The organism is Veillonella sp. T34266-5, assembly GCF_002959815.1.
GTDB classification, from domain to species: Bacteria; Bacillota; Negativicutes; order Veillonellales; family Veillonellaceae; genus Veillonella; species Veillonella atypica.
This window is the reverse complement of sequence record NZ_PPCZ01000002.1, coordinates 22,555-48,170: the sequence shown is the minus strand read 5'-3', so window position 1 is coordinate 48,170 and position 25,616 is coordinate 22,555. Positions and strand designations below refer to the sequence as shown.

The 25,616-nt window shown below is 41.8% G+C and carries 29 protein-coding genes and 1 tRNA gene; 5 read left to right on the top strand and 25 right to left on the bottom strand.

Annotation, left to right across the window (positions count from 1 at the left end; genetic code table 11):
• Positions 1–74: 74 nt before the first annotated feature.
• The 20 genes from VIHSUH07_RS00675 to VIHSUH07_RS00580 all read right to left on the bottom strand — a co-directional run bounded on the left by VIHSUH07_RS00675 (position 75) and on the right by VIHSUH07_RS00580 (position 17,638).
• Complete coding sequence (locus VIHSUH07_RS00675) at positions 75–572, bottom strand: metallophosphoesterase family protein (RefSeq protein WP_105083529.1); 498 nt, start codon at positions 570–572, stop codon at positions 75–77.
• Positions 569–1,150 (bottom strand): XTP/dITP diphosphatase, encoded by a 582-nt coding sequence (locus tag VIHSUH07_RS00670; RefSeq protein WP_105083528.1) that lies wholly within the window; start codon positions 1,148–1,150, stop codon positions 569–571. Before VIHSUH07_RS00670 ends, VIHSUH07_RS00675 begins: the two co-directional genes overlap by 4 nt.
• A 1-nt stretch (position 1,151) precedes the next feature.
• Complete coding sequence (gene rph / locus VIHSUH07_RS00665) at positions 1,152–1,925, bottom strand: ribonuclease PH (RefSeq protein ID WP_105083527.1); 774 nt, start codon at positions 1,923–1,925, stop codon at positions 1,152–1,154.
• 140 nt (positions 1,926–2,065) lie between these two features.
• Positions 2,066–3,439, bottom strand: coding sequence for a histone deacetylase family protein (locus VIHSUH07_RS00660; RefSeq protein WP_105083526.1), 1,374 nt, complete (start codon positions 3,437–3,439; stop codon positions 2,066–2,068).
• On the bottom strand, positions 3,426–5,090 hold the full coding sequence (locus tag VIHSUH07_RS00655) for a hydantoinase/oxoprolinase family protein (RefSeq protein ID WP_105083525.1): 1,665 nt from the start codon (positions 5,088–5,090) through the stop codon (positions 3,426–3,428). Before VIHSUH07_RS00655 ends, VIHSUH07_RS00660 begins: the two co-directional genes overlap by 14 nt.
• A 94-nt stretch (positions 5,091–5,184) precedes the next feature.
• Positions 5,185–5,838, bottom strand: coding sequence for a coenzyme F420-0:L-glutamate ligase (locus VIHSUH07_RS00650; protein WP_005377243.1), 654 nt, complete (start codon positions 5,836–5,838; stop codon positions 5,185–5,187).
• A 12-nt stretch (positions 5,839–5,850) separates the two neighbouring features.
• On the bottom strand, positions 5,851–6,390 hold the full coding sequence (locus tag VIHSUH07_RS00645; RefSeq protein ID WP_005383163.1) for a hypothetical protein: 540 nt from the start codon (positions 6,388–6,390) through the stop codon (positions 5,851–5,853).
• A gap of 12 nt (positions 6,391–6,402) precedes the next feature.
• The gene (murI, locus tag VIHSUH07_RS00640) at positions 6,403–7,212 is read right to left on the bottom strand and encodes a glutamate racemase (RefSeq protein WP_105083524.1); all 810 of its coding nucleotides are present in this window, start codon (positions 7,210–7,212) and stop codon (positions 6,403–6,405) included.
• Positions 7,205–7,624 carry an acyl-CoA thioesterase gene (locus VIHSUH07_RS00635; RefSeq protein WP_005377257.1) on the bottom strand — a complete coding sequence of 140 codons (420 nt, stop codon included), beginning with the start codon at positions 7,622–7,624 and terminating at the stop codon, positions 7,205–7,207. The genes murI and VIHSUH07_RS00635 overlap by 8 nt, the downstream gene beginning before the upstream one ends.
• Before the next feature lie 117 nt (positions 7,625–7,741).
• A complete protein-coding gene (locus tag VIHSUH07_RS00630) occupies positions 7,742–8,080 on the bottom strand; it encodes a YkvA family protein (protein WP_005377221.1) in 339 nt (112 codons plus the stop codon).
• Positions 8,081–8,094: 14 nt separating this feature from the next.
• On the bottom strand, positions 8,095–8,958 hold the full coding sequence (locus VIHSUH07_RS00625) for a hypothetical protein (protein ID WP_105083523.1): 864 nt from the start codon (positions 8,956–8,958) through the stop codon (positions 8,095–8,097).
• A gap of 159 nt (positions 8,959–9,117) precedes the next feature.
• Positions 9,118–9,885 carry an SDR family NAD(P)-dependent oxidoreductase gene (locus VIHSUH07_RS00620; RefSeq protein WP_005377228.1) on the bottom strand — a complete coding sequence of 256 codons (768 nt, stop codon included), beginning with the start codon at positions 9,883–9,885 and terminating at the stop codon, positions 9,118–9,120.
• 11 nt (positions 9,886–9,896) lie between these two features.
• Complete coding sequence (locus VIHSUH07_RS00615; protein ID WP_060807509.1) at positions 9,897–10,691, bottom strand: TSUP family transporter; 795 nt, start codon at positions 10,689–10,691, stop codon at positions 9,897–9,899.
• A gap of 135 nt (positions 10,692–10,826) precedes the next feature.
• Positions 10,827–11,126: a YerC/YecD family TrpR-related protein gene (locus VIHSUH07_RS00610; protein ID WP_005380196.1), complete on the bottom strand. Its 300-nt coding sequence runs from the start codon at positions 11,124–11,126 to the stop codon at positions 10,827–10,829.
• 8 nt (positions 11,127–11,134) lie between these two features.
• Positions 11,135–11,788: a methionine ABC transporter permease gene (locus VIHSUH07_RS00605; protein WP_105083522.1), complete on the bottom strand. Its 654-nt coding sequence runs from the start codon at positions 11,786–11,788 to the stop codon at positions 11,135–11,137.
• Positions 11,769–12,815: a methionine ABC transporter ATP-binding protein gene (locus VIHSUH07_RS00600; protein WP_005377223.1), complete on the bottom strand. Its 1,047-nt coding sequence runs from the start codon at positions 12,813–12,815 to the stop codon at positions 11,769–11,771. The genes VIHSUH07_RS00605 and VIHSUH07_RS00600 overlap by 20 nt, the downstream gene beginning before the upstream one ends.
• 74 nt (positions 12,816–12,889) lie before the next feature.
• The gene (dat, locus tag VIHSUH07_RS00595) at positions 12,890–13,747 is read right to left on the bottom strand and encodes a D-amino-acid transaminase (protein ID WP_005380174.1); all 858 of its coding nucleotides are present in this window, start codon (positions 13,745–13,747) and stop codon (positions 12,890–12,892) included.
• Between the two features lie 208 nt (positions 13,748–13,955).
• On the bottom strand, positions 13,956–15,071 hold the full coding sequence (locus VIHSUH07_RS00590) for an acyltransferase (RefSeq protein ID WP_105083521.1): 1,116 nt from the start codon (positions 15,069–15,071) through the stop codon (positions 13,956–13,958).
• Between the two features lie 6 nt (positions 15,072–15,077).
• Entirely contained in the window at positions 15,078–16,871 is a 1,794-nt protein-coding gene (locus tag VIHSUH07_RS00585) for a DUF4127 family protein (RefSeq protein WP_105083520.1), read from the bottom strand.
• Between the two features lie 140 nt (positions 16,872–17,011).
• A complete protein-coding gene (locus tag VIHSUH07_RS00580) occupies positions 17,012–17,638 on the bottom strand; it encodes a trimeric intracellular cation channel family protein (RefSeq protein WP_105083519.1) in 627 nt (208 codons plus the stop codon).
• Between the two features lie 105 nt (positions 17,639–17,743).
• On the opposite strand from VIHSUH07_RS00580, the gene tadA reads away from it, so the two are divergent.
• Together tadA and VIHSUH07_RS00570 are read left to right on the top strand one after the other, a co-directional pair.
• The gene (gene tadA / locus VIHSUH07_RS00575; RefSeq protein ID WP_199176817.1) at positions 17,744–18,292 is read left to right on the top strand and encodes a tRNA adenosine(34) deaminase TadA; all 549 of its coding nucleotides are present in this window, start codon (positions 17,744–17,746) and stop codon (positions 18,290–18,292) included.
• A tRNA-Ser gene (locus tag VIHSUH07_RS00570) sits at positions 18,246–18,336 on the top strand. The genes tadA and VIHSUH07_RS00570 overlap by 47 nt, the downstream gene beginning before the upstream one ends.
• 217 nt (positions 18,337–18,553) lie before the next feature.
• On the opposite strand, the gene VIHSUH07_RS09765 is transcribed toward VIHSUH07_RS00570, so the two are convergent.
• Positions 18,554–18,679: a hypothetical protein gene (locus tag VIHSUH07_RS09765; protein ID WP_255404402.1), complete on the bottom strand. Its 126-nt coding sequence runs from the start codon at positions 18,677–18,679 to the stop codon at positions 18,554–18,556.
• 217 nt (positions 18,680–18,896) lie between these two features.
• Here VIHSUH07_RS09765 and VIHSUH07_RS00565 point away from each other — a divergent pair, with 217 nt between their 5' ends.
• Entirely contained in the window at positions 18,897–20,084 is a 1,188-nt protein-coding gene (locus VIHSUH07_RS00565; RefSeq protein WP_105083518.1) for an MFS transporter, read from the top strand.
• Positions 20,085–20,169: 85 nt separating this feature from the next.
• Positions 20,170–20,742, top strand: coding sequence for a hypothetical protein (locus VIHSUH07_RS00560; protein ID WP_105083517.1), 573 nt, complete (start codon positions 20,170–20,172; stop codon positions 20,740–20,742).
• Between the two features lie 117 nt (positions 20,743–20,859).
• Here the strand turns inward: VIHSUH07_RS00560 and VIHSUH07_RS00555 are convergent, their stop codons facing one another.
• The 4 genes from VIHSUH07_RS00555 to VIHSUH07_RS00540 form a co-directional block, all read right to left on the bottom strand.
• Positions 20,860–22,107: an L-cysteine desulfidase family protein gene (locus tag VIHSUH07_RS00555; RefSeq protein WP_105083516.1), complete on the bottom strand. Its 1,248-nt coding sequence runs from the start codon at positions 22,105–22,107 to the stop codon at positions 20,860–20,862.
• Position 22,108: 1 nt separating this feature from the next.
• Entirely contained in the window at positions 22,109–22,480 is a 372-nt protein-coding gene (locus VIHSUH07_RS00550) for a RidA family protein (RefSeq protein ID WP_105083515.1), read from the bottom strand.
• A gap of 75 nt (positions 22,481–22,555) precedes the next feature.
• Positions 22,556–23,380 (bottom strand): hypothetical protein, encoded by an 825-nt coding sequence (locus VIHSUH07_RS00545; RefSeq protein ID WP_038124804.1) that lies wholly within the window; start codon positions 23,378–23,380, stop codon positions 22,556–22,558.
• Positions 23,380–24,324: a glutamyl-tRNA amidotransferase gene (locus tag VIHSUH07_RS00540; RefSeq protein WP_105083514.1), complete on the bottom strand. Its 945-nt coding sequence runs from the start codon at positions 24,322–24,324 to the stop codon at positions 23,380–23,382. Before VIHSUH07_RS00540 ends, VIHSUH07_RS00545 begins: the two co-directional genes overlap by 1 nt.
• A 202-nt stretch (positions 24,325–24,526) precedes the next feature.
• Between VIHSUH07_RS00540 and VIHSUH07_RS00535 the strand changes: the two genes are divergently transcribed.
• Complete coding sequence (locus tag VIHSUH07_RS00535) at positions 24,527–25,423, top strand: prenyltransferase (protein ID WP_105083513.1); 897 nt, start codon at positions 24,527–24,529, stop codon at positions 25,421–25,423.
• Positions 25,424–25,616 lie beyond the last annotated feature (193 nt).

Sequence of the window (25,616 nt, the reverse complement as noted above, 5' to 3'; positions counted from 1 at the left end):
GATATGCCATAACCCTTTCCATGCATAGACTTACTATTTTTGTGAAAGTTATTTTTCCTTCTTTCACCATTATACTAAATAATTTCTTTTTTAGGCTTAACATCTACATTAAAAATACCATTCGCATAGGTAACGATGGCAAAGGTGCCGCCCGATCCATCCCGAGGCAATGCGATACTGCCTGGATTGACAAAGAGAGTATCACCTAAAAGTTTCTCTTTATGAATATGGCTATGCCCGCATACGATGAGGCGCGCCCCCATGGCGTTGCCAATGTGTACTAATTCTTGTATTCGTTTATCATATGATACCTCATGACCATGGGTCATGTAAATATAGGTATCTTCTAATGGAATCAATTGTTCCTTAGGCTCTAAGGGCTGCACGCGGTCATTATTGCCACGCACGGCGTAGACAGGCACATCGGTGCGCGTTTGCATATACCGCGCATCATCACCGTAGTCGCCTGCGTGTAGCCACATGTCAATATCTTGGTCCATCGTTGCATCTAATGCGAGATCAATGGTGTCCAGATAGCCATGTGTATCACTAATAATACCTATTCGTTTCATTTATTCACCTTTGCAACTAACTCTTGCAACGCCTTGCCACGATGACTGATGGTTTCCTTCGTATCGATATCGAGCTCCGCCATGGTTTTACCAAATTGTGGAACAAAGAAATATGGATCATATCCAAATCCATTGGTACCAACCGGCATATCTTGAATTTCACCATCACAAGAGGCTTCGGCCGTCACGCTAGCACCATCCGGATGTACCAAAGCTAAAGCGCATACATAGTGCGCAGTTCTATTCGATTTACCTTGTAATTCGCGAATTAATTTTTCATTATTTGCTTCATCATCGCCATGAACGCCCGCATAGCGTGCGGAGTATACGCCAGGTGCCCCATTAAGAGCATCGACAGTGAGCCCCGAATCATCAGCTAAGCACGGCAATCCTGTTTTTTCGCTATAGTATTTCGCTTTGAGGATGGCATTTTCCATAAAGGTTGTGCCCGTTTCCTCTGGTTCCGGAACGTCCACTATGTCTTTCACAGGCACACAGGTAATATTCATATGAGAAAAGGCCCGTTCAAATTCGCGTATTTTCCCCTTATTGCCCGTTGCTAATACAATACGTTCCATATTATTGTTCTCCTTCAGCGGTTTGAACAGGTGCATCAGGATACACCTTGCCAATTTTGTCCGCTACAGAGCCGAGTACATTGCGTTGCACAGCCATCAATTCGTCAGTAGCAGATTCTGCAAGGTCTAATAATTGGTTAAGTTCATCGCGGCTAAATGTGCCATGTTCACCTGTACCTTGTACCTCGATAAGATTACCAGCACCGGTGCGCACCACGTTCATGTCCACTACGGCAGCGCTATCCTCTTCATAGCAAAGGTCTGTAATAGGACCTTCTGGGCCAATGCCAACAGAAATAGCAGCACAGAAATCGGTAATAGGGAATTTACCATAGCCACCAAATGTAAAATCGATGGCATCAACAAGAGCTACAAAGGCCCCTGTAATAGACGCTGTACGCGTACCGCCATCGGCTTGGATAACATCGCAGTCTACGGTGATGGAGCGCTCGCCTAAAGCCTTTAAATCTACAACAGCGCGCAATGCACGACCGATTAAGCGTTGAATTTCAACGGTACGGCCCGTTTGTTTACCTCGAGCGGCCTCACGGCTTACCCGTGTTTTTGTAGAACGTGGCAACAAGGAATACTCTGCAGTCACCCAGCCTTGACCGGAACCTTTTAGCCAGCGCGGTACATTTTCCTCGATAGTAGCTGTACAAATGACCTTTGTTTTACCACATTCGATGAGTACAGAACCTTCTGCATATTCTGTAAAATGTCTCGTTATTTTAATCGGTCTCAATTGACCTGCTGTTCTATTATCACTGCGCATAACAACGCCCCCTTTATGTTTAGTATACCATGCTGAATTGTTCATTATAGGATATGTATCACAATAGAAACGCCCCTCACACGAGGGGCGCTATCTCGTTTATTCTATTATATCATGAACAATGGTTCCCATTCGACAGGCTAAATTTCAACTTGTCCCTGCCCCATAGGGTCCACCACTACATAGCGATTGAGACCACCCTGTTCTTTCATGCGACGTGCTTCTGTGAAAGCCTCTTCGCGCGTAGCATCATCGGCCTGCCATGGAATAAACATAGCGTACACACTTTGCTTTGCATAGGGCCCATAATTACCATAGGATTCGATGCTATGCCAACCGATTTTATCAGGATAGAGGCGCACTGTTTCACGACGCTCTTCTTGTACACCAGATTCGTCGTAATACACAGAATAATCACGGACCCATCTATTCTTGTGACCGATGAGTTCATCTCGTGCTATTTCCTCACGCCGTGCCCATTGGTCCTTCCATTTCAAAATAAGATTATCAACATATGTCGTTACATCAGCCGACTGATGTTGTTCTACATAGTTTGGCTCGATAACGCGACTGTAATCTAATCCAGCCATCGATAAAATGATACCTGTATTTACATAAGGCAAGGCCTCTTGTACAGAATAGCCCCCTTCAAGGACTGCAATATCTGCCTGCAATAAATCCACTAATTCTGCGTAGCCCTTAGCAGTCACATTCATATTAGCTAACGGATCAGAGAAATGGTTATCCTGTCCCGCCGAATTGATGACGATATCCGGTTTAAATTCATGTAGAATCGGCAATACGAGTTCGCGCATCACCTTTAATAAACCTTCATCACCCGTGCCAGGAGGTAGTGGAATATCTATGTTAGCGCCAATGGCTTGAGGTCCGCCGAATTCATCCATAAATCCGGTACCCGGATATAAGGTCCGTCCATCTTGGTGAAAGCTTATATACAAGGTATCCGGATCGTGGTAGAACACATCTTGCGATCCATCTCCATGATGTACATCAGTATCGACGATGGCCACCCGTTTCACACCATAGGTTTTGCGTATGTGTTGGACCATGACGGCCTCGATATTGATGGTACAGAATCCACGGATGCCATGAACCATAGCCATCGCATGATGCCCTGGCGGTCTAACGAGAGCAAAGGCTCTATCTACTTCACCTCGTAGCACCGCATCAGCTGCTGCAATGGCACCACCAGCCGATACGCGATGCGCATCGGTTACCCAAGATACTAAATCAGGGGCCCCAACGTGAACTCGTTCTATCACATCCCAGTCGGCTACGATAGGATTATATTCTCTAATATTCGGCACATCGAGCAATCCTTCTTCCACGATTTGATCCCGCGTATAGAGCAACCGTTCTTGCCGTTCTGGATGGGTAGCAGAAATTTTCCAATCAAAGGCCGGGAAAAATACGAGACCTAATGAAGGATGTTCTATTGTGCTAGCCGACACGATTCCATTACGTACCCGGTAACTGTCCTTATGATTCCACATAGCCACTCACCCCCGCTTTCAGTTGTACTTTCACAGTAATAATGCGTTCCATCGATTGCCATCCGTCGACAACAGGAAAATCTTCAACACTAATCGTTTCTACATCAGGTATTACGCCTGCTGCTACAAGGCCTTGTTCTTGAGCAGCTTCACATAATAATCGATACGCCACCTCTTCCACAGCGTTAGCAGAACGCAAAGAGCTACTTTTATCTTGAATGCCCAATTCTGGCACTACCATAGTACGCCGCTTTGTATCGACATGAACCGTAATCGCCATCGTATGATTAGCCACACCAGCACCGATGGCATTAGCCACGGCCGCATCGGCTGGAATATGAACAGGCAATCCTAGTTGGTCCCCAATAATGGGGCCCAAACTAGCCGCCGTGCCACCGACGATAACAAGCTGGGCCGGCACAAATGGATCAGGATGCACGATATCGGCTACTACATAGATTGGTCGTTTATTTTCCTTTGCCACGACCGTATCAATGCCTTGCTTTACAACACGGACGGCTTCATCTACGATGCGTTGAGCCATGGTTTTCACATCAATGGTCGTATCAATCTGTGCAATGGCATCGTACGCCTTCTGTTCATCGCCATAATGCGCGTTACCAAGCACGATGAGGGCATCCCCTAATGTAGGGATAATGCCGCCAAGCGCAACAGATGGGCCAATCCGTTCAGGGCCTACCATAAGTTTCCCATCTTCATAGCGCACCGCCGATTCACCGCCAATGCCCACCGAGGTAACCGCAAAGGAGCGTACCGCACTTGGATATTCACGGATGGATACGCCCTCCTTTGTCATCAGTGGTTTGCCCTGTTTCCATAAGGAAATGTCCGTCGTAGTCCCTCCAATATCAAGGGCCACCGTATGGGCTTCTTTAGTGCTGCGCAATGCTTCCAAGCCAAGTACCGTTGCAGCTGGTCCGGTAAATACAGTTTCTACAGGTATGGATTCCACCGTATCTATCGGTAGCGAACCACCGTCAGCTTTCAAAATATATACCGGTGCCGTAATATGAAAGGTATCTAATGCGTGGTAAACAGCGTTCTTAAATTCCTTAAATACAGAGGCCACGGCGCTATTAAAATAGGCACTGATGGTACGACGTGGAAAATTAAGATTGCCACTTAACGCACTGCCTGTAGAAATCGTATGATATGTGTCAGATAGAGCCTGAGCAACATCGATTTCTTCTTTCGGATTGCGAACGCCAAATTTTGCGGATACAGCAGCCAAATCGGTGCCACTCTTAGCTTGCACCATGTTCGCTAGTTTACCAGTCCCCTCTACATCTGTACGTTCCACCACGATGCCGCGATGGTCTGTATATCCTTTAAGATACACAGGTCTTACAGGGAATATATCATCCACATTGCGCCCTGGCCCCGCTACAACATAGAGATCTACAGGTTGTTCTTTATGCTCCACAATCGTATTTGTCACTACCGTAGTAGATAGCGTTACCTGTTCTATTTGTGCAGGGTCCACATCACTCATCACCGCACATAAGGCATCCGTTATGCCATTCATGAGATTCTCCTTCGTGGTTCGCCGCTTCGCCGATGAAACGATGGTACCCCCATCTATAATAACGGCATCCGTAAAGGTGCCGCCTACATCTATGCCTAATAACATATATCCTCCTTTAAACAGAAAAGAGACCGCCGGAGCAGTCTCTTTTGTTAATCTCTAGACTTACCAGTTCTGCACCGGAAATATCGAGAATCTTTTATTTTGCTCCCGAAACGGAAGCGTAGTTTTTAATAATAACGATTGGTGTCATTTGGCTATCATTACCAAACGGATTATCAATCAACAATTTAGCGATTTTCTTCGCATCAATACCGCGACTTGTACCGAGAATTGCAGAGCGTTTCAAGTCATTTACGTCTGCTACAACAGCACCATAGCAACCTGTGCGTTGAACGATTTTTTCAGCCACCTTATCTGGATCTTTTGGACCAAATACGATGTGTTTATCGAATGGAGGCATTGTACCTGTTACGTCATCAGTTAAGGATGCAGCACGGGCGATAGCGTAAAACACGCCTGGTTTGCGGAAGATTTTAGCAATAGCGCCTAAGAAGAAAGCACCTAATACCTTCCATTTACCATCTAAGTTCATAGCAGATTGCATACCATAAATAGAAGCCATGGAACCATCTGGATGGATAAAGCGGTTGATCATACGCGCTTGCCAACATACATTGAGTTCTTCAGGACGTGTAAAGCGACCTTGTGTAATAGCCACAACGGATTCTGCTACACATACGATGTCTTCTGGTCCAATATTGTGACCACCAAATTCAACGATAGCATCAACGATGTCATCATTATCTGTAAGAATACGTGTAGGAACACATACTAATTCTAATTCTGCCATTGTTATGCCTCCTTAGTGAACCAATGCTGCTTGTACTTCTTCTGCAGTCAAACGAATACGTTGTTTATCGATATGGTAATCGGTACGACCTACGATTTGGTAATAAATGTCGATGTCCATATAAGGGAATCCCTTAATATCTTCACGAATATTACCATTTCTACCAGTTAAGGTAACGTAAATGCGGATTGTACCACCCTTGCGAGGCTTGATGATGATAGCTTCAAAGTAACCATCGTGGCGAGGACGATCGATATCCATAGCCCAAGCGTCTACTTTCACACCATCAAAATGTTCTTCTGGAAGCAAAGGACGTGGGAATAAATCCATGATTGTACCAAGTTGACGGCCTTTGTTTACAAATGGCACATCGCAGAACAATGTCATGGAGCTCATATTCATATCTGCCAATTGAAAGCTTGTTTTCCGCTTTGGCAACAAAATAACGCGTTCGTTACCTTGTTTTAATACGAATAGACGGAATAATAAGTACAAAATAGCTACGATAACTGCAATGGCAACTATCACATTTATTATGTCATAAAACCACATGTGAATTCTCCTTTATAGTGTAATCAATTCCACCGAAAAATCATCAGTATCTAAGAATTGGGCACCCAAATCAGCCCCTAGGGCAATATCCTTTGTGAAATACAAGGTGCTACGGCCCTTCTCGGTAGATGGATTATGTAAATGATTGCTGTCCATCGTACGTCGTACTAGATCACTAGTCTCATAAGCAGGGTCGATATATCGGATGCGGTCACCTGATAACTCCTGCAGGACAGGACTAACAAATGGGAAATGAGTACATCCCAATACGACAACATCGATATCCCGTTCTAGCATAGGTGCTAAGTACTCCTTAGCGACTTTACGAACAGCGTCATCATGCAAATGACCTTGTTCAATTAAGCCGGCTAGTTCTGGGCATGGTTGTTCCCATACAAAAACCTCATGGTCGATGTCCATAGCCACATATTTATGGATATGACTATTAACGGTCGCCACTGTCGCCATGATACCGATGGTATTACTATTGCTTTCACGAATAGCAGTCTTAACACCTTGCGATACACCGATAACCGGCACATTGACGCGACTGCGCACCTCATCGAGGGCCACTACGGTGAAAGTATTGCAAGCGATAACCATCAATTTTACAGGTACTTGATGTAATGTTTCTGCAATACGGCAAGCGATTTCTGTAATCTCCTCGGTTGGACGATTGCCAACGGGATTATTAGCATTATCCCCTATATAGATGAAGTTTTCATTGGGAAATTGTTCCTGTAGAACTTTCAAAACGGATAGACCACCTACACCTGAGTCAAAGACGCCGATAGGCAGTCGTTGTGTATCTATATTAGTCATGAGGCATCTCCTCAACAGCATTTAGAATAGGTTGATAAAAGCGATCCTCTAATCGTACGATTTTCCCAGACGATTTAGACATAAAGGCATTCTTAGTCTCACCCGTCGCCAATAGTGCACCGTCGCTAGCGCGGCGCATGCGGTATTTAAATACCATCTGAGCACGGGTCATTTTGACTAAATAGGTTTCTATATTAATCGTGTCATCGAACCGAGCAGGTTCCTTATAGTTACACGATACATTCATAATTGGAAATACTATATCCTCGTCCATCATATCCCACAAGGTGACACCGATGTGACGAAGGAATTCAATACGCGCCATTTCAAACCACCGAAAATGATTGCTATGGTGAGCAATTCCCATCATATCGGTTTCATAGAAACGGACGTTAATTGTCGCTGTATACATTTATTCATCCTTCTTATTACAATACAAATTTAATTGTATATCTATTAACAAAGGGTGTCAAATAAACAAAGGCAGTCCAACCAATAACAATGATTAAACTGCCTTTTTATGTACTTGTTAGTTGCCAAAAGGGAATAGCTTTTTCGCTTGTTCTTCGTGGGATGTTTTGATATAGCGGTTGGCGATTTTAAAAGCAATACCAAGAACTGCTACATCATCTACCCAGCCAAGGCCCGCAATCGTATCAGGAATGATGTCGATTGGTAGGACGAGATACCCTAAGGCGCCGGCTAAAATAGCCTTTACATATTTTGGTGTATCTTGATCGCGCAAGCAAAAGAATAACACCACTGCTTTTTGTACAAAGGCAAGTTTTTTACCATAGCGAGTGGCAAACGCCAAGAATCGAGACTCACTAAAATACTTGCCATATTTGATAATCTTTAATGGATTCATGCCGAACCTTCTAACTATTTACGGAAACCGTTAATTGCGGATTTTGTCGTTTCTTTTACTGTTTCAACAGCTTGGAACGCAGTATCTTTTGCATTTTCTACAGCTTGAGTTGCTGTAGTTTTTGCATTTTCCACAGCCACTTGAGTTGTTGCCTTTGCTACTTCTACGCCACCTTTAGCCAATTCTTTTGCAGTATCCAATCTTTCTTTTGCTACATCGATTTTTTCTTTTGCCGCATCAGTTACTTTTGCTACTGCTTCTGCTGCATTATCATGCAATTGGTATTTCGTTTCCGTATTCCATTTTTCAATAGCAGGTGCTACTTTTTCAGAATATACTTGTTCTAATTGTTCTTTTGCAAGACCTGTTTCATTGGCAATACCAGCCCATACATCGCGTTGGCCTTGAGTGAACGGAATGCTTGCTGCTGCATCGCGAGCGATTTCGCCAGCAATGGCTTTACCATTTTCATAAAACTCAGCGATCATAGGTTTGTAGCGTTCGATGTCGGATGGCATACCATCTTCGATCCAAATATGAGCTACCTTACCAATAGCATAGGTCAAACCAACAGCTACCGGTACGCGTACTGCTTTAAAAGGTACGAGTAAGGAAATAGCAGCTGTAGCAATAGCAGTGCTCAAGCCACCTACTAAACCTACAACAGCACCTGTTTGTAATTCAACATCATATAAATGCGCAATGCGAGTTACCATGTATGTTGCATTTGTGCATAGTGCAACATTGCTGAATTTTGGAGACAAAGCCAATACGGCAGCACGGCCTGCACCCCAGAAAATAAATTGTTCAACTTGATAATTTAAATCTTGACCACCATCGCTAAGCGGTTCAATTCTAACGCCATTATATTCTGCCATAATCGTTCTCCTTTTTCTCCGGATTCCACTTGTGAATGTATGTATCGTTCATTAGTATTATTATACCATTCTCAATGTAGAATTGAAATGAATAATATATATTTTACCCTGTATAAACTGTCTTATTATGACTATTAGTAATAGATAACACTCTATTCACTACCAACTCGTAAGACCTCCATCAATCGTCCACGCAGCACCTGTTACAAAGGATGCTTTTGAACTAATTAAAAAAGCGATAACTTCGCCAATTTCGTGAGGTTTTGCAATACGTCCTAACGGATAATGTTGGCCCATCTCCTCTTTTGCTTGCTCCGCATCTTGATGGGATTGGGCAATTTGCTTATCTACAAGGGATGTATCTACATCGCCAGGGCACACGCAGTTAACGCGTACCTCATGGGGCGCCATCTCAAGGGACAGTGATTTTGTAAAACTTACAATAGCACCTTTTGACGCACCATATACTGAGCAGGCTACATTGCCCTGTAGGCCCGCATCACTAGATACGGTAACAATACTGCCCTTTACTTGACGTAAATAAGGCAATGCTGCTTGGCACAAGAATACAGTCCCTTTTACATTTGTTCCAAACATTTCATCAAAAGCCGATTCAGATACATCGGCTAGTAGCTCTTCTTCATAATATCCAGCCGCCGTTACAAGAGCCGAAATACTACCAAAGAAATCTACCGTTTCTTTTACGATGCGCTGACAATCGCTAACACTGGATACGTCGCCTTTCACATAGCGCACCTTCGAAGAATATCGGCGCAATTTCATCTTTGCCCTTTGTCCCGCTTGTTCATCGCGGCCATTGATAACGACGCACCAACCTTCTTGCAATAATAGCTTAGCTGTGGCAAATCCAATCCCCGATGTACCACCGCTGATCAATGCCACTTGAACATCATTTTTATGAGGCATACTCACACCTCCTACAAGGTAGAAATATAATCAAACACTAATTTTAACAACATAACTGTCGTAACAGACAAGAATACAACACGCACCAAAGAGGACCCTTTCGCAATGGCTAAATGAGATCCTAAATAGGCGCCCACAACTTGTCCCACCGCAGCGGCAAGGCCATACATAATATTGACGTGTCCTAAATATAGAAACACAAGTAAAGATGCTAAATTACTGGTGAAATTTAAAATTTTAGCATTCGCCGAAGCATGGAGAAAATCAAATCCGGTAAAGATAAATCCCATAATGAGAAATGTACCCGTACCAGGGCCTATAAAGCCATCATAAATACCGATACCAAGGGCAAAGGCCATACAAATATAAAGTGCTCGCCCCATTACTTGAGAGGTGCGATTTACTTCGCCCCAGTTCTTTTTAAAGACTACAAATAATGTAACGGCCACGAGTAATACGATGATAATCGGTTTAACATATAGCGGCGGTAATGATACAACCGCCAAAGTACCCAGCATAGAACCTATAAAGGTAAAAGGCAATAGTTTACGAACCAGCCTAAAATCAACCATATGGTTTCGTAAAAATGTAATTGATGCACTACCGGCCCCAAAGATACTAGACAATTTATTACTACCTAGAGCCACGCTAGGAGGCAAATTAGTTAGCAACATGGCCGGCACAGATATCAATCCACCGCCACCCACTATGGAATCCACAAAGCCCGCAAAGGCCCCTGCTACAGCAAGCAATATAAGTATCATTACCTCATAGGGTAATCCGGTTATTGCAATTAGCCATTCCATATACGACCTCCCATATCTCACATACGTATACTATCATTTTACCATTCGTATAAGTAAAAACAATAGTCCTATATACAAAATAACGGTGACCAGGGTCACCGTTATGTATTATATCCTACTATGAATATGTTACGACTATTTTTTGTCTGCCAATCGATCTAATACCACTGTATAACCATCAGCACCATATACAAGGCATCGTTTCACACGACTAATCGTCGCTGTACTAGCACCGGTTTCTTCTACAATCGTTTCATAGCTATCGCCAGCGCGTAACATTTTAGCCACCTGAAGTCGTTGCGATAATGCTTTCAGTTCATTAACAGTACAAATATCCTCAAAGAATGCATAACATTCTTCTACAGTTTGAAGTTGTAAAATGCCTTCAAAGAGCTCGTCATGTTGAGCACTTCTCAATTTTTCATTGACGCTCATAACGCCTCCTATTTCTTATTCATCGCTTTGGATAAACCGTCACCAATCATTTGGATAACTTGAACCATAATGATAAGAATGATGATGGTAGCGAGCATGATATCCCCTTGGAAACGTTGGTATCCGTAGCGGATAGCAATATCACCAAGGCCGCCGCCACCAATAGCACCTGCCATTGCAGAGTAACCAATCAAGTTAACGATAAGCACCGTAACATTATCGATAATAGTTGGCAATGCTTCTGGTAACAATACCTTGCGGATAATTTGGAATGGGCTTGCCCCCATCGATTGAGCAGCTTCGATAACACCGAATTGAATATCCTTAATGGATGTTTCTACAAGACGTGCTAAAAACGGAATCGCCGCCAATGTCAACGGTACACAAGCAGCCGTCGTACCAATGGACGTACCAACAACCATGCGTGTAAACGGAATGATGGCAACCATTAAGATGATAAACGGAATGGAACGTGTGGCATTAACGATAGCCCCTAAAATCTTATTAAGCCCTGCATTTTCTAAAATATGTCCCTTAGAGGTAACCACCAATACAACGCCGAGCGGAATACCAATAATCATGGCCATAATCGTAGAAATAACGGTCATTTGCAATGTATCCAAGGTACCGGTTATCAACAATTTAATTACTTGCTCTGACATAACCGATCACCTCGCTTTCAATTGGTAATGTTCTGATATAGTCTAGCCCTTCTTGCGCCTTCATAGGATCACCATTCAAAATGACGATGAGACGGCCTACACTAGTGTTTTGAATGTAGTCGATGCCACCAAATAAGATGCTTACATCGAGGTCAAAACGACGTACTAAACCTGCCACAACAGGTTCATCTGTGGCTTGGCCGGTAAACTTCAATTTTACCAATGGTGCCGTACCAGCAATCCAGTCATCATGAAGTTCAATATGTTCAAGCGCTTCTTTTGGTAGGTTATCGCTTACTACTGAGCCAACGAAATCTTTTGTAGTCGGTTTCTTCGGATTTGTAAATACTTCGAGCGTGCTACCTTCTTCTAAGATAACACCGCCTTCGATAACGGCTACGCGGTCGCATATTTCACGGATAACCTTCATCTCATGAGTGATGAGCACAATGGTAAGCCCCATCCGTTCATTGATATCCTTCAACAATTCCAAGATGGATTCTGTTGTTTGCGGATCCAACGCAGATGTAGCTTCGTCGCACAATAATACCTTTGGATTAGATGCCAAGGCACGAGCAATGCCAACGCGTTGCTTTTGACCACCGGATAGCTGGGATGGATAGTTATTCACGCGGTCCGATAAACCTACGATATCGAGAATCGGAGTGATGCGTTCTTTGATTTCAGCCTTGCTAAGCCCTTGCAATTCCAATGGGAATGCTACATTGTCATAGACCGTGCGCGATGATAAAAGATTAAAATGTTGGAAAATCATGCCAATGTGTTTACGCGCTTTACGCAGTTCACTAGCACTCAATTTCGTTAAATCTGTGCCGTCTACGATAACGGAGCCCGATGTAGGGGATTCCAGCATATTGATGCAACGAATCAGTGTAGATTTACCGGCCCCTGATTGACCGATAATGCCGTAGATTTGCCCCTTTTCAATGGTGAGGCTAATATCCTTCAGCGCTTCTACACGATTAGCACCTTCGTAGACCTTGCTAATGTGTTCTAATGTAATCAAAATATGTCCTTTCTTTGTGAAAGCTCCCCTTACCAGCCACTATAGATACCCTATCGATACCTATAGTATGCTAATTAAGCCAAGCCTTCTTCCATTAATTTTTCTAGACCATGACGTAATTTCATAGTCACTGCACCTGGTTTACCATCAGCTACAGGATTTCTGTCGAGTTTTATAATCGGAATCACACCACCGGTTGTATTGGTAAAGAATAGTTCATCCGCATCATCAACGAAGGCGCGGTCAAACTCTTTTTCGATAACAGTGATGCCCAATGAAGGTGCCACACGAGTGATAACCATTTGACGCGTAATGCCCTTCAAAATATGATTATCCGCTGGATGTGTATAAATAATTCCATCTTTTACGGCAAATACATTAGATGTAGCCCCTTCGGTACAAATGCCATCGCGGAATAACATCGCTGTATAAGCAAATTTCTTTTCCGCCTTTGTTTGTGCCAAAATGTTAGGAACCAAATTCGTTGTTTTAATGTCTACATGACCCCAACGTTCATCAGGCAATGCGATAGCTTTCACACCGGATTCCAACTTGTTCACTGCATCCATATCGAGATTATGAATGGACATGAGCATTTGTGGTTCAAGTTTAGAGCGATCATATGCATGATGGCGTGGCGCTACACCACGAGAGATTTGTAAGTAAATATAACCTTCCTTGATTTCACTTTGTTCAATCAAAATTTCGTGAAGTTCGGTCAAATCATCTGGTGTCATTTTTACGGGAATGTCCATTTCACGCATGGACCGATATAGACGGTCTTGGTGATAGGACAATGCAAAACAACGACCTTTTGTAACACGTACAACTTCATATACAGAATCGCCGAATAAGTAACCACGGTCATCAATGCTGATAACCTTTGCACCTGGTTCGACGAATTCACCGTTAAAATATGTTAATTCTTTCATAAGAGCACCTCATTTTCCCTTGTTGTAACTCTAATCAGTATGATTGTATTATAGCACAATCACAGATTAATTTTCACACTTTACATTGTGAAAGTTTTCAAATTAGTCATGAAAAAATCCGCCCTCTACCGATAACTATAAGTTATGGTAGGAGCGGATTCTATTGTAATTAGTTATATACCAATCTTACAGGGCTTGTATAAGCCTATTAGTTGCCAAGAATATATTTTCGAATTGGCTTTGGTATTTGTTTTAAACCTACTGTCGTCAAGTAGGATAATCCTACGGCCATCACATACAACAGCACTACGTGAGGCACTGTAAACAGAAGATTATACTTGGCCATAATTCCGGTCATAATCAATAACCAGAACGGATGCGCCAAATAGATACCGTATGAAGTATCCCCAATTTGTGACCAGAACGCCTCCATCGTATTGTTGAGGGGCATCACTTGGAATAGGAATAAGCTAAACAATGTACCCAATGCCGTATAGAATACACCCATTGGACTCAACTGATGTACCGTGTAAATCGCTTCGAGCACCGTATAATGCCATACATCCATGACATAGTAGTAGGCGCCCAACATGGATAGAATCGATAAAATGGCACATGTGGCCAATAGGTATCGGTAACGCCACATATAGTCCTTCACGATTTCATATCGCTCAGCTACAACAGCACCAAAGAGGAATATCCATACATAATGAATCACCCAATAATTAAGGCGCATATCAAAAAGATATTTTATGGCTGGAGAATCGCTAAACTGTTGTGTCACCCAGGTCCCCAATCGATAGGAGGATATAAAATCAAATCCTAGTTGTAGGATAAATAAGATGACGAGCCACGGAATGGGGGCTTTCAAAATCCACCGCACCATCACACGCCATAGTGGCATAAGCACATAGAACCACACCAGTATAACCATAAAATATAAATGGTACATACTATTACCAAACAAGAGGTTCACAAGCAATGGTCCTGGATGGAGATTTCCAAAATTGTGCGCCGTTATTCCTGTATAGATAAGGTAGAATAGAGACCACACAATGTAAGGATAGAGCACCACTTGAAAGCGTCGTTTCATAAAATCCTTGTAGCTAAATGGATCGTTTACCGATGTATGGTAGAACAAACCAAAGGCTGACAGGAAGAAAAATGCGGGCACTGCAAAACGCGATAAGATTTCCAACACGCTAATGAGTTGTAAATTAACGAACGGATTTTGTAATGCATAGGAGCCGACATGAATGCCGATAACGCCGAGCATACAAAGGCCACGCATATAGGTTATTTCAGGCAAAAACGATCGTTTCATAGGCGATTATTGTTGCGGCACAGCGGCCGGTGTTGGAACGATGCGCGGTGAAGTCGCTGCTTGATGTACTACCGTTGTCGAAGTTGCAGCTGGTGCAGCTTGAGTTGTTGTAGTTGGCACAGCTGGAGCAGCTTGTGCTTGACCATTGGCTTGTGCAGCCGCAGCTGCTGCTGCAGCTTCAGCTTGTCTCTTCGCTTCTGCTTCCCGTTGCATACGAATTTCTTTTTGAAGTGGTACTACTGGTTTATCATAAACAGTAATATCCGTTTCAAACAAACGGCCCCATGGGAATGTAGCTTTAACGGTACGAGGGTCTACCTTCAAATAAGTTTCACTGAAATCTTGTACACGTTCTTGTAAATACTCTTCTAATTTTGAATTCAAATCACCAGAGTAGCGTACATTGTCGGTACGAATGGAATCTTGCATACGATAAATATCCTTACGGATATTCGCTTGGTATGCCCAGTTATCCAAATATTGTTGGGTCAACATATCGCGATGTCCTTCTGGGGACATAGTTTGTAGCAATAAGCCTTGTGCAATCGCATAGCCTACCGTATTACTTGCTGTATTCCAGCCATTGTAAGCGCCGATTTTATAGAGTAAATCGCGTTTATATAAAGCGCCTAACAAGGTATTATCAGAGCCATTGTTATAGGCAATATCCGCAATGCTCACGTTTACACCTTGTTCCGTAGCTTGTTGAATACGATCTACAAAGGCAGTCGTAGCTTGAGAAATCATTGGGAAGTTACCAAAGGTTTCAGATTCGGATGTGCTCGTAGAAAGCGGTGTATTAACAGCGAGAAGAACAGTTGGTTTACCTGCAGTTGTCATCGTACCACCAACGGCTTCTACGTGTTCCGCAATCGTTTTATCAACGGTTTGGTCTTCGTAACCTGGCAATGTTTTGCCGGCACCACCAAGTGGATAGATAACGGAGAACGTAGGTTTTTCCGCACTTTCATCGGTACGAGAACGAGCCATCAACAATAAACCGAGTTGATCTGCCCCAGGGAAGCTGCCATATTGTGTACGTGGAATACCCTTGGAGTATTGATTTAAATAGCGTCCTTCTAATGCGGATTGAGACAATTGGGATGTATCATCATGGCCCAATGCAAAGTATGCAAAGACACCATTACGCGCTTCATCGATCAAGTCTTTATTCACTTGCATATTTTTTTGACGGCGAGAGAACCAGTCTTGTAGATATTCTACAGGGACAGAGGCTTGCAAGCTCATCAATTTTTGTGTTTCCGCTTGTGTCAATGTGCCTGCATCCAATTTATCTTGTAGTGCAGCAATTTGGAATATGGTTGGACCATAATCTGCATAGTAGGATGGTTCTGTACCACCCCCACTAGCGCGTGGGGAACGCATTACGGTACCAAAACCATAAATACGTATATTTTTATGGTTTGCCTTAAGCGCTTCGATGCGTTTTAAACGACTTTCCAATGTGCTCAATGGCAAATTATGTTTACGAGAATCCACAAGGCCGCCATAGATTAAGGTATCTGTACTCAATACCATAACATCGGCACGGCCCGCATTTTGCTCTACCCAATTCCAGATTTGATCGGCTTGCCCTTTGTAGGTTTTACCGGAAATCAAATTTTGTGGTGGTGTTAACACCGTCATACCTGCAGCCTTAGCAGTATCAACTGTATATTGTAAACTTACTGGACGATCATCTTGCGGAACATATAACACAGTTTCCGCATCAACTTGAATGGATGTACCCGTAGCAATAGCCGTAACCATTAACGCTACTTTCAACCATTTTTTAGACATAGGTTAAACTCCTTTATCAAGCACGCTTGTGCGTACCATTTCACAACTGTTGTAAGGGATACAATCATAAAAAAATAACTAATATTACAATTATATCACTTAGTCATAATTTGGCAAATGTATCGCATATAATCAATTTATCATCTAACGCGCGGTAAACTCCAGTGATATTTAATCGCTAGTAAGCGAATGATGAGAACGATAGTGAAAGCACCGTATACGGCTTGCCCCGCCCAATCGCTAACAACTAAAAGATAATATGCTATACCTCCAATAATACTAGGCAATGCATATACATCTTCTTTCAGTACAGAAGGCACGTGCTGTGCCAACATATCGCGCAGAATGCCACCACCTACAGCGGTAATGGTACCAAGCAACACGATGAATATAGGCAATTCTGGATATAATGTATACCCTGCAGAGGCACCCGTAACGGTAAAGGATGCTAAGCCAAGAGCATCGGCAAATAAATAACTAGCCCTACTACGAGGTCCCATTATGTTGCGATGATAACGACTGTTATAAATAGCAAATACAATAAAGGTTACCACGAGGACGACCGTAACATACACTACATTACGAAGTGAATTGGGCGGAAAATAACCTAGCAGTACATCACGAATCACACCGCCCCCAATAGCGGTAGCAAGGGCAAGCACAGCCATTCCAAAAATATCCATTTTACGGGACACACCCACAAGTGCGCCTGATACGGCGAATGCGATGGTGCCGATCATATCAAACATATACCAAATAATATCCATACTAGCCTCACACAAGCAACTGACACAACGATTAAATCTATTCGCAAAAATACGATAAAATATGATAGACTCTATGTAAGATATTATACATTAAGAGGTGCAATAATGACAAAAGACCTAATGGATTCAACCGAACTTAATACAATGGACGAGCGCAGTCGTGACGAATACTTTATGGGCCTTGCCATCGAAGAAAGCAAAAAAGCGTATGCCCTTGGCGAAATCCCTATTGGCGCCATTTTGGTCCACGATAATCAAGTCATTTCACGTTATCATAACCGCCGTGAACTGGATCATGATGCAACGGCTCACGCCGAGGTTCTCGTCATCCGTGAGGCCTGTAATAGCCTAAAGCGCTGGCGGTTGACTGGATGCACCCTGTATGTTACGATAGAGCCGTGTCCTATGTGCGCAGGGGCCATTATTAACAGCCGTATTGATCGCGTTGTATATGGTGCTAGCGACTACAAAGGGGGCGCTGTAGAATCACTGTTTAATGTATTATCTCATCCGGGATTAAATCATGAGCCACAATTACAAGCAGGCATCCTCGCTGATGAATGTAGCCAATTGATGAAAGATTTCTTTAAAGAGCGTCGTAAAGCACGGAGGAGTACCCAAGAGGCTGAAGGGTCCGCACTCGAAATGCGGTAGGTCGGGCAACCGGCGCGGGGGTTCAAATCCCTCCTCCTCTGCCATATTTAAAATGATAATGATAGAGATATAATAGATAAACCTAGATACATCTAATACAGATTGTATCTAGGTTTTCTTGTCTTTCTAAATAAATTTTATGTTTCAATCGTTTCTCTACTATATAGTAGCGTTTGCCCCATTTTTGCCCCATACTATTTTATAATCTCATATACAGCCTCTTACACTGATATATGCTTAAAAACCATATTTTTTTTGCATTTAGTCAATTTGTTTTTGTTCTTCTTCAGTAATAATATTATCTGGATTTTTCGTTACAGGCAAATCTGCATATTGGCTATCATCAACAATCAACATCGGAATATCCTTCTTTTTCGTTTTCTTCATATTCTCCCCCTACTATCTTATCACTCGAATTTATTACAAGTATTACTAGAATAACATAAAGTATATATGACCATTTCAATACTCAATTTGTGTTAAACAGTTTACAAGTGGCTATTTTCAAATTCTCAATACGCATCGTACAATTTATATTTTGGGATACATATAGTATATAATATAAATATATTATATACTATATCATCAATCAACGAGGTTTACTATGCAAAAGTATTATCCTTATCTCATCACACTGAGTCACATGATCAACGACTCGTGCCAAAGTGTATTACCTGCATTATTACCACTGTTTATCTATACGTATGGTCTATCCCTAGAACAGGCCGGTTTTCTCATCTTAGCGAATACAGCATTATCGTCATTGCTACAGCCATTGCTAGGGTATATTTCAGACAAGCTCAATCAGCCACGACTTATCGCAGCAGGCACGTTATTATCCGCATGTAGTACGGGGATGATGGGTTTTGTTTCGTCTTATGAAAGTCTCCTTGTATGTGCCACACTGGCTGGTGTAGGTTCTTCCATTTTCCATCCTGAAGGGGCAAAAATTATGAACCGCCTCGGAGGTGGCAAGAAAGGCAAAGCAATGGGAACCTTCGCCATCGGCGGTAGCTCAGGCTTCGCCTTTGGTCCTCTATTTGCAGGTGCTATCGCCTATACAGTGGGTGCACATGGCCTAGCAGCTTTCACCGTAGCCGGTATTATTATATCTACCGTTCTATTTCTGCTCATGCCGCGTATCGTAGCTCATGCCCAAACTATCGACCAAGCCGTAGCCACCGAAAATCCAACAGTTGCAGTTCAGCCACTGAAAAATTATTGGAAATATTTTGGTATATTGTTCATCATTATCCTAAGCCAATCGGTTAATTTCCGCGTTATTAATGCATTTATCCCTGTATTCTGGACTCATGAACTCGGCACGAGCCCCGAACAAGGTAGTTTTGCATTAACCGTATTCTTTAGTATCGGTATCTTTATGACCTACATTGGCGGCTTGTTGGGCGACAAATATGGTCCCATCAAAATCATTAGATTATCTCTTTTGATTTGGTTGCCATCCATGTTTCTATTAACACAAGTCCCTGAATTTTCTGTAACAATTATGATGCCCCTAGCCTATCTAATTTTGCTCATGATTGGTGCTGCCAAAGCCATTAGTTATAGCCCTGTTATCGTATTGGGCCAAACTTACCTAGCCAAAAGCATCGGATTTGCATCAGGCATCACCCTAGGCGTAAGCCAAACAATCGGCGGCATCATCGCACCGGTTGTAGGGAATTTAGCAGATACCTATTCACTCCCGGCTGCAATGATGACGCTGGTTCCATTCTTAGTAATAGGCCTAGGCGCATCGTTACTACTAAAAGATCCTAAAAAATTGCAATAGAATAGAAACTAACTATTAAATTGATACTATTTATGCCTATTATCAAAATAGCAAGATTATATTTAAAAAGAACGGACATTCAATCATGATGAAAAAAAATATATTAAAATCTCTCATCCTATTAATATTTTCTATTTGTACATTTTTCGCTATGACATCATCTAGTAGTGCTTTTAATGCTGTTGAGGAATCAAAAGCTATAAGCAATAATCCTGAACTTATTTATACAATTTATTTAGGAATGCCACGTTCAGAGGTTGAGCAAAATCTCAATGCTGTAAAAGGTTGGAAAAAAGATAATCGACATTCTACATATGCATTAACACGACAATATTCTGGTTGGGCACAAATAAAAGCTGGTGCATCACTAGAACAGCGAGTTGTAGTTGTATTTGGAAAAAATAATGATGTAATAAGTATCTCCCCATCCTTTACAACGGACAACTTAGATTTGGCAAATAATATTTATAGTAGTATGTATCAAAACTTAAGTAATAAATATGGTAATCCACGAAAAACATTTAGTGGCGGAAATATGGTTAACAGTGCAAAATGGACTATTAATAATCATGTATATGAAGTAGCAGAAATAATTAAACCAAATTCAATTTACGTATATTTAATCGTAAGAGGTCTCCAAAATTCTGACTTAATGTAAATAAATCTATATGATATAACAAAAGCTCTCTGGTAAATATAAGCTGATATTTTCACAGTATCACCTCGTATTTACAGAGAGCTTTTTATTATATCTAATTCTATTTTCAATATAAAACTAATGTTTCAACATTTCATTCAAGATAACCACATCGGTTTCTTTCATTCCTTGTGCAACGACACCGATACTTTTAATCGTATCATCAACGGAGTGAGCTACGAGACCATCACCCTTTTGATAACTCTTGTTAAGGCGAGCTTGTTTATAGCCCATGAAAGCTCCATCTAAGGAGATGGCAATTTTACCGGCACAAGATGGTTTCGCCCCATCACATACGATACCGGATAGGCTAACAAGACCATTTACGAGTGTATCTTCGATAATATCTTTACTATCGCCTTTCAAAAAGGCAATACCAGCCACACTTACAATGCCAGCTGATACAACGCCACAATATGCGGATAGTTTACCGATACCAGATTTAACGTAAAGCGTTAACAAATTGGCAAATACAAGAGATCGATATAATTCCTCATCGGTTTTATCGAGTTCCTCAGCAGTTGTAATGATAGGCATTGAAACGGTCAATCCTTGATTGCCAGAGCCAGAGCATATAACTACAGGCAACGGGCACCCACTCATGCGTGCATCAGATCCTGCTGCAGCACGAGCCTTGCACTTTGTTTCTAGAGATGGGGTTTCATCATCAAGCAATAACAATCGGCCAATATTGGCACCATAATCATTGGATAAACCTTCATTTGAAATGGCCGTATTATATTCTACCTGTTGCTTAATGCTAGGTAAGATACCGGAAATGTCGCCAGCTTTTGCAAATTCGTAGATACTATCGAAAGTCATCGGGAAAGTACTACTTTCAGCCTCTTTAATTTCGTTAACAGTTTCAGAAAGCACTTCTCCATCTACGGACACATAGGTAATATTGGTATGTGCATTTTCAATACGTACCACTGCCGTATGTTCATCGGTGGTTGCCGTAATTTCAATGTAAAGATTATCAACACCTTTCGCTAGTTCTACAGTGCAAAAGTTAGCATCTAATAAGGTGCCTAACCATTTACGATTTTCATCGGTAGCCGATTCTAACACCTCTAGTTCTCGTTCTGGATGGCCTACGATGGCACCGAGTACGGCAGCCGCCGCCAATCCTTTGCGACCCCCAGAGTTAGGTATAACCACGGATTTTACATTTTTTATAATATTCGCACTACATCGCGCATAAATATGGTTTGGAAACTCATCCAATACGGATACCGCCTTGGCTGCTGCATACGCCAGCGCGATTGGCTCTGTACAGCCAAAGGCTGGTCGCATTTCTTTTTGTAATAATGAAATATAATCCATATTATACTTCCGCAATAACTTCCACTTCTACTGCTACGCCCAATGGAAGATCTTTTACAGCCACGCAAGAGCGAGCTGGTTTAGATGTAAAATACTTTGCATATACTTCGTTGAAAGGTTTGAAGTCATTGATATCAGCTAAGAAGCATGTTGTTTTAATAACCTTGGAGAAATCAGAACCAGCTTCTGCTAATACAGCTTCAATATTTTTGCATACTTGTTCAGTTTGTGCTTCGATACCGCCTTCAACTACGGAACCTTTAGCAGGGTTAATCGCTATCTGACCAGAAGCGAACAAGAAACCGCCAGCTACTTTAGCTTGGGAATAGGGACCTACTGCTGCAGGCGCTTTATCTGTGTGAATTGTTTTCATAATAGGACTCCTTTTTACAATACATACATCATATAGAAATTATTATACATTAATATCGATGTTTTTCAATGTATTTTATTTAATAGATTTGAAAGCATCTGCAAAAATTGGCATAAAATATTGACGTTGTACATCACTAGTCAATGCCAAGAACAATGTAGGCTTTTGTGGATTCATTACGAGTGCCGCTTTTGCATAATATGGGAATTTGATACCTTCCGCATCAACTAATACACGAGAACCTACGGTATATGTTTGATACTTTGTATTATTCATTTTCTCCATTTGTTCTGTGTTTTCTACAGTAATTGTAGTAGGTTTTTGGCTTTCACCAACTACACCAAAGGCGGTGCTGTAACCTGTACCAGCACTTACATAGATGGAACCGGGTACGTTCTTATCTGGCAATGTAAATGTTTTAGATTCTTTTGGCAACAGATTATTAACCGTAGTCAACATGAGTTGTTCTGTAATCGGATCCAACTCACCATTATTGAGTATGGCTAATACAGGAAGGACAGACGCATTAGCCTTAGGGTTATCAAACAATGCATTGGCTGCCGTTTTCAAATCTACGGCTACTAACAAAGCGTCCTTTTGGCCGGTTTTATCTTCCCCTTGTAATTGATATACATCATAGGAAACGCCCATATAGTTAAGCGCAGATAATGCATCCTCATTGCTTTGACGAGTCCGTTTATTCGTAGTTGGTTTTGCATTATCCTTGATAAGCAAATCCTTTATAATATCTACAGAATCTGTAGTAGATGCGGTTGCCACCGTAACTGTATTCGGAACAGACATGGATCCTGCTATGGTTTTTACATCTTTTGCACCAGCAAAACTAGTAACTGCACCAACTAAACAAGCTGCTAGCACAAGAGTTTTTAATGGTTTCATTATTTATTGCCTCCCTTTAGGGTTTTCAATCCATACATGGATTCTAATTGTCCTGACCAGTAGTCTCGGCTCGTATCTTCGGTAGCCAAGATTTGTACTGTAAGCCCATCGTTTTGTGGCATTGCATACATAGTTAAGCTACCAGGCAATACAAAGCCATCATATTTTAAGCTGCCGCGCACACTCATACCGGCCATAGCACCAAACTTAGATGTATATGGTTTAAATGATATTTCTGTAGCGCCCATTGTAAAGTTAGGGATGACTCTCTTAAACAGATCTACGCCCTCTTGCACACTTTGTTTATTCTTTTGCGACAACGATGCATCTTGCATAGCACTTTGTTGTATTGTTTTAATCATATCACGATGCATAGTAGCATTTAAATTTGCCATTTGTGGTTCTAACATTTTGCGATCAAGTGTAACTGTGGCCATTTTTGAAATAAACTTCTCTGCATTAGATTTTGTGTAAGGCTCGCTAACAGATTGTGCTTTCACTTGTTTATCAGCCATTGCGGAATTAATAATTTGCGTAGTCATACGATCTAGATAATTAATAGCCTCTTTATTTACATTGTATGTAAGCAACCAACCTGTATGATGACCTAATGTACTATCCCCAGATAATTGGTACAAACTATAGCCATCTAGAGCAGTACCTTTAAACTCTTCTTTTACCATGGGATAGGATATTTTTATGCGGTCGTTCATAGATTGTGCAGCTCGTTCATTAGCCTTTTGAAGGGTCTTATTTTGTTCCATCGTTCTGAAAGTAGGATTTGTAGGAATCGCATCTACAGCTACCGCGTGTACACCATTATTAGTGGTAGCATACTGACCATAGCCTAAATCAATTGTATCGGCACAAGCTACAGCCGCCATACCTACCGTTAAGCAGGTCGCGCAAGCTAGTGTCATTACCTTCTTACTCCACGTTTTCATAGTCTCACCTCATGAATATATGAATTGAATTATATAAGTAAGTTAAATTAAGAATTTTAAATATACATATAATATTATACTATATAATTGTACTAACATGATAGATACACCAAATTTACATTTCTCCTAATGTACTATACAATACTTAGAGATAAGAAAACGTATTTCTAACAGAAAGGAGTTGGCATTTCGCCACACTAGTATGATACAAGAATTAATTCCTCTCACTAGACCTCGCACATTGGCTGCTGCATTAGGGCCAACCATCTTAGGTGCTGCATTTAGTTATTATACCTTCGGTGCACTTCATGGCACAGGACTCGCCATATTCCATACAATTCTTATATTTTTAGCCGTCGTATCGGCTCAAATCATCGCCAATTTATGGAATGAATTGAAAGATTTTAAATCTGGTCTTGATGCGGGGCAAAAAATAGGTAATGCTGGTTCCCTTACCCGTGGTGCAGTGACGCCGAAGCTCATCTCCACTATGATTAAGGTTCTTATGATTGTACCTATCATCATCGGCCTATACCTATCAGCCACCATTACATGGTGGTACATTCCGGCCGGCATCATCTGTATTTTAATTAGTTTTTTGTATTCAGGTGGCCCAAAGCCAATTTCTCGCACACCATTTGGGGAAATCTCATCCGGTATCGCCATGGGTTTTGCTATTGTCCTCATTACAAGCTTTGCGTGGACGCGTGAACTTTCACTAGCATTCCTAATCCCTGCACTACCAGCTACTCTATTAGTTGGATCCATCATGCTCACCAACAATATTCGAGATATTCGAAACGATAAAAAACACGGTCGTCGCACATTACCAATTGTATTAGGCCGCGACCGTGCCATCAGTCTAATGAGCATTACCTATATCTTTAACTTCTTCTGGATTGGTGCCTGGATCTATTTGAAAGTCCTCCCAATCCCAGCATTACTCGCATTACTCGCCATCATCCCAGCATTTAAAACCATCAAAACATTCTATACCCATGTGGACGAAATCAAATTAGATAAAGCCATGGGTACCACTGCTGGTGCTGCCATGTTATACCAATTACTATTAAGTATAGGGCTCATTATTAGCCGTTAACCAAACTAAAAGACAATAAGCAAAGGAGCTACCACTCAAAACCTCCACCGGCCGGGTCTGACTCCGGCCTACGGCCTTCGCAGGGCCAAAGTCGGTTTTGAGTAGCAGCTCCTTTTTCTATATAACTTTTAGTTATGGATAACTTCTAATAATACATAGTTGCGGAATAGGAAATAATTTAGTACTATAAGTT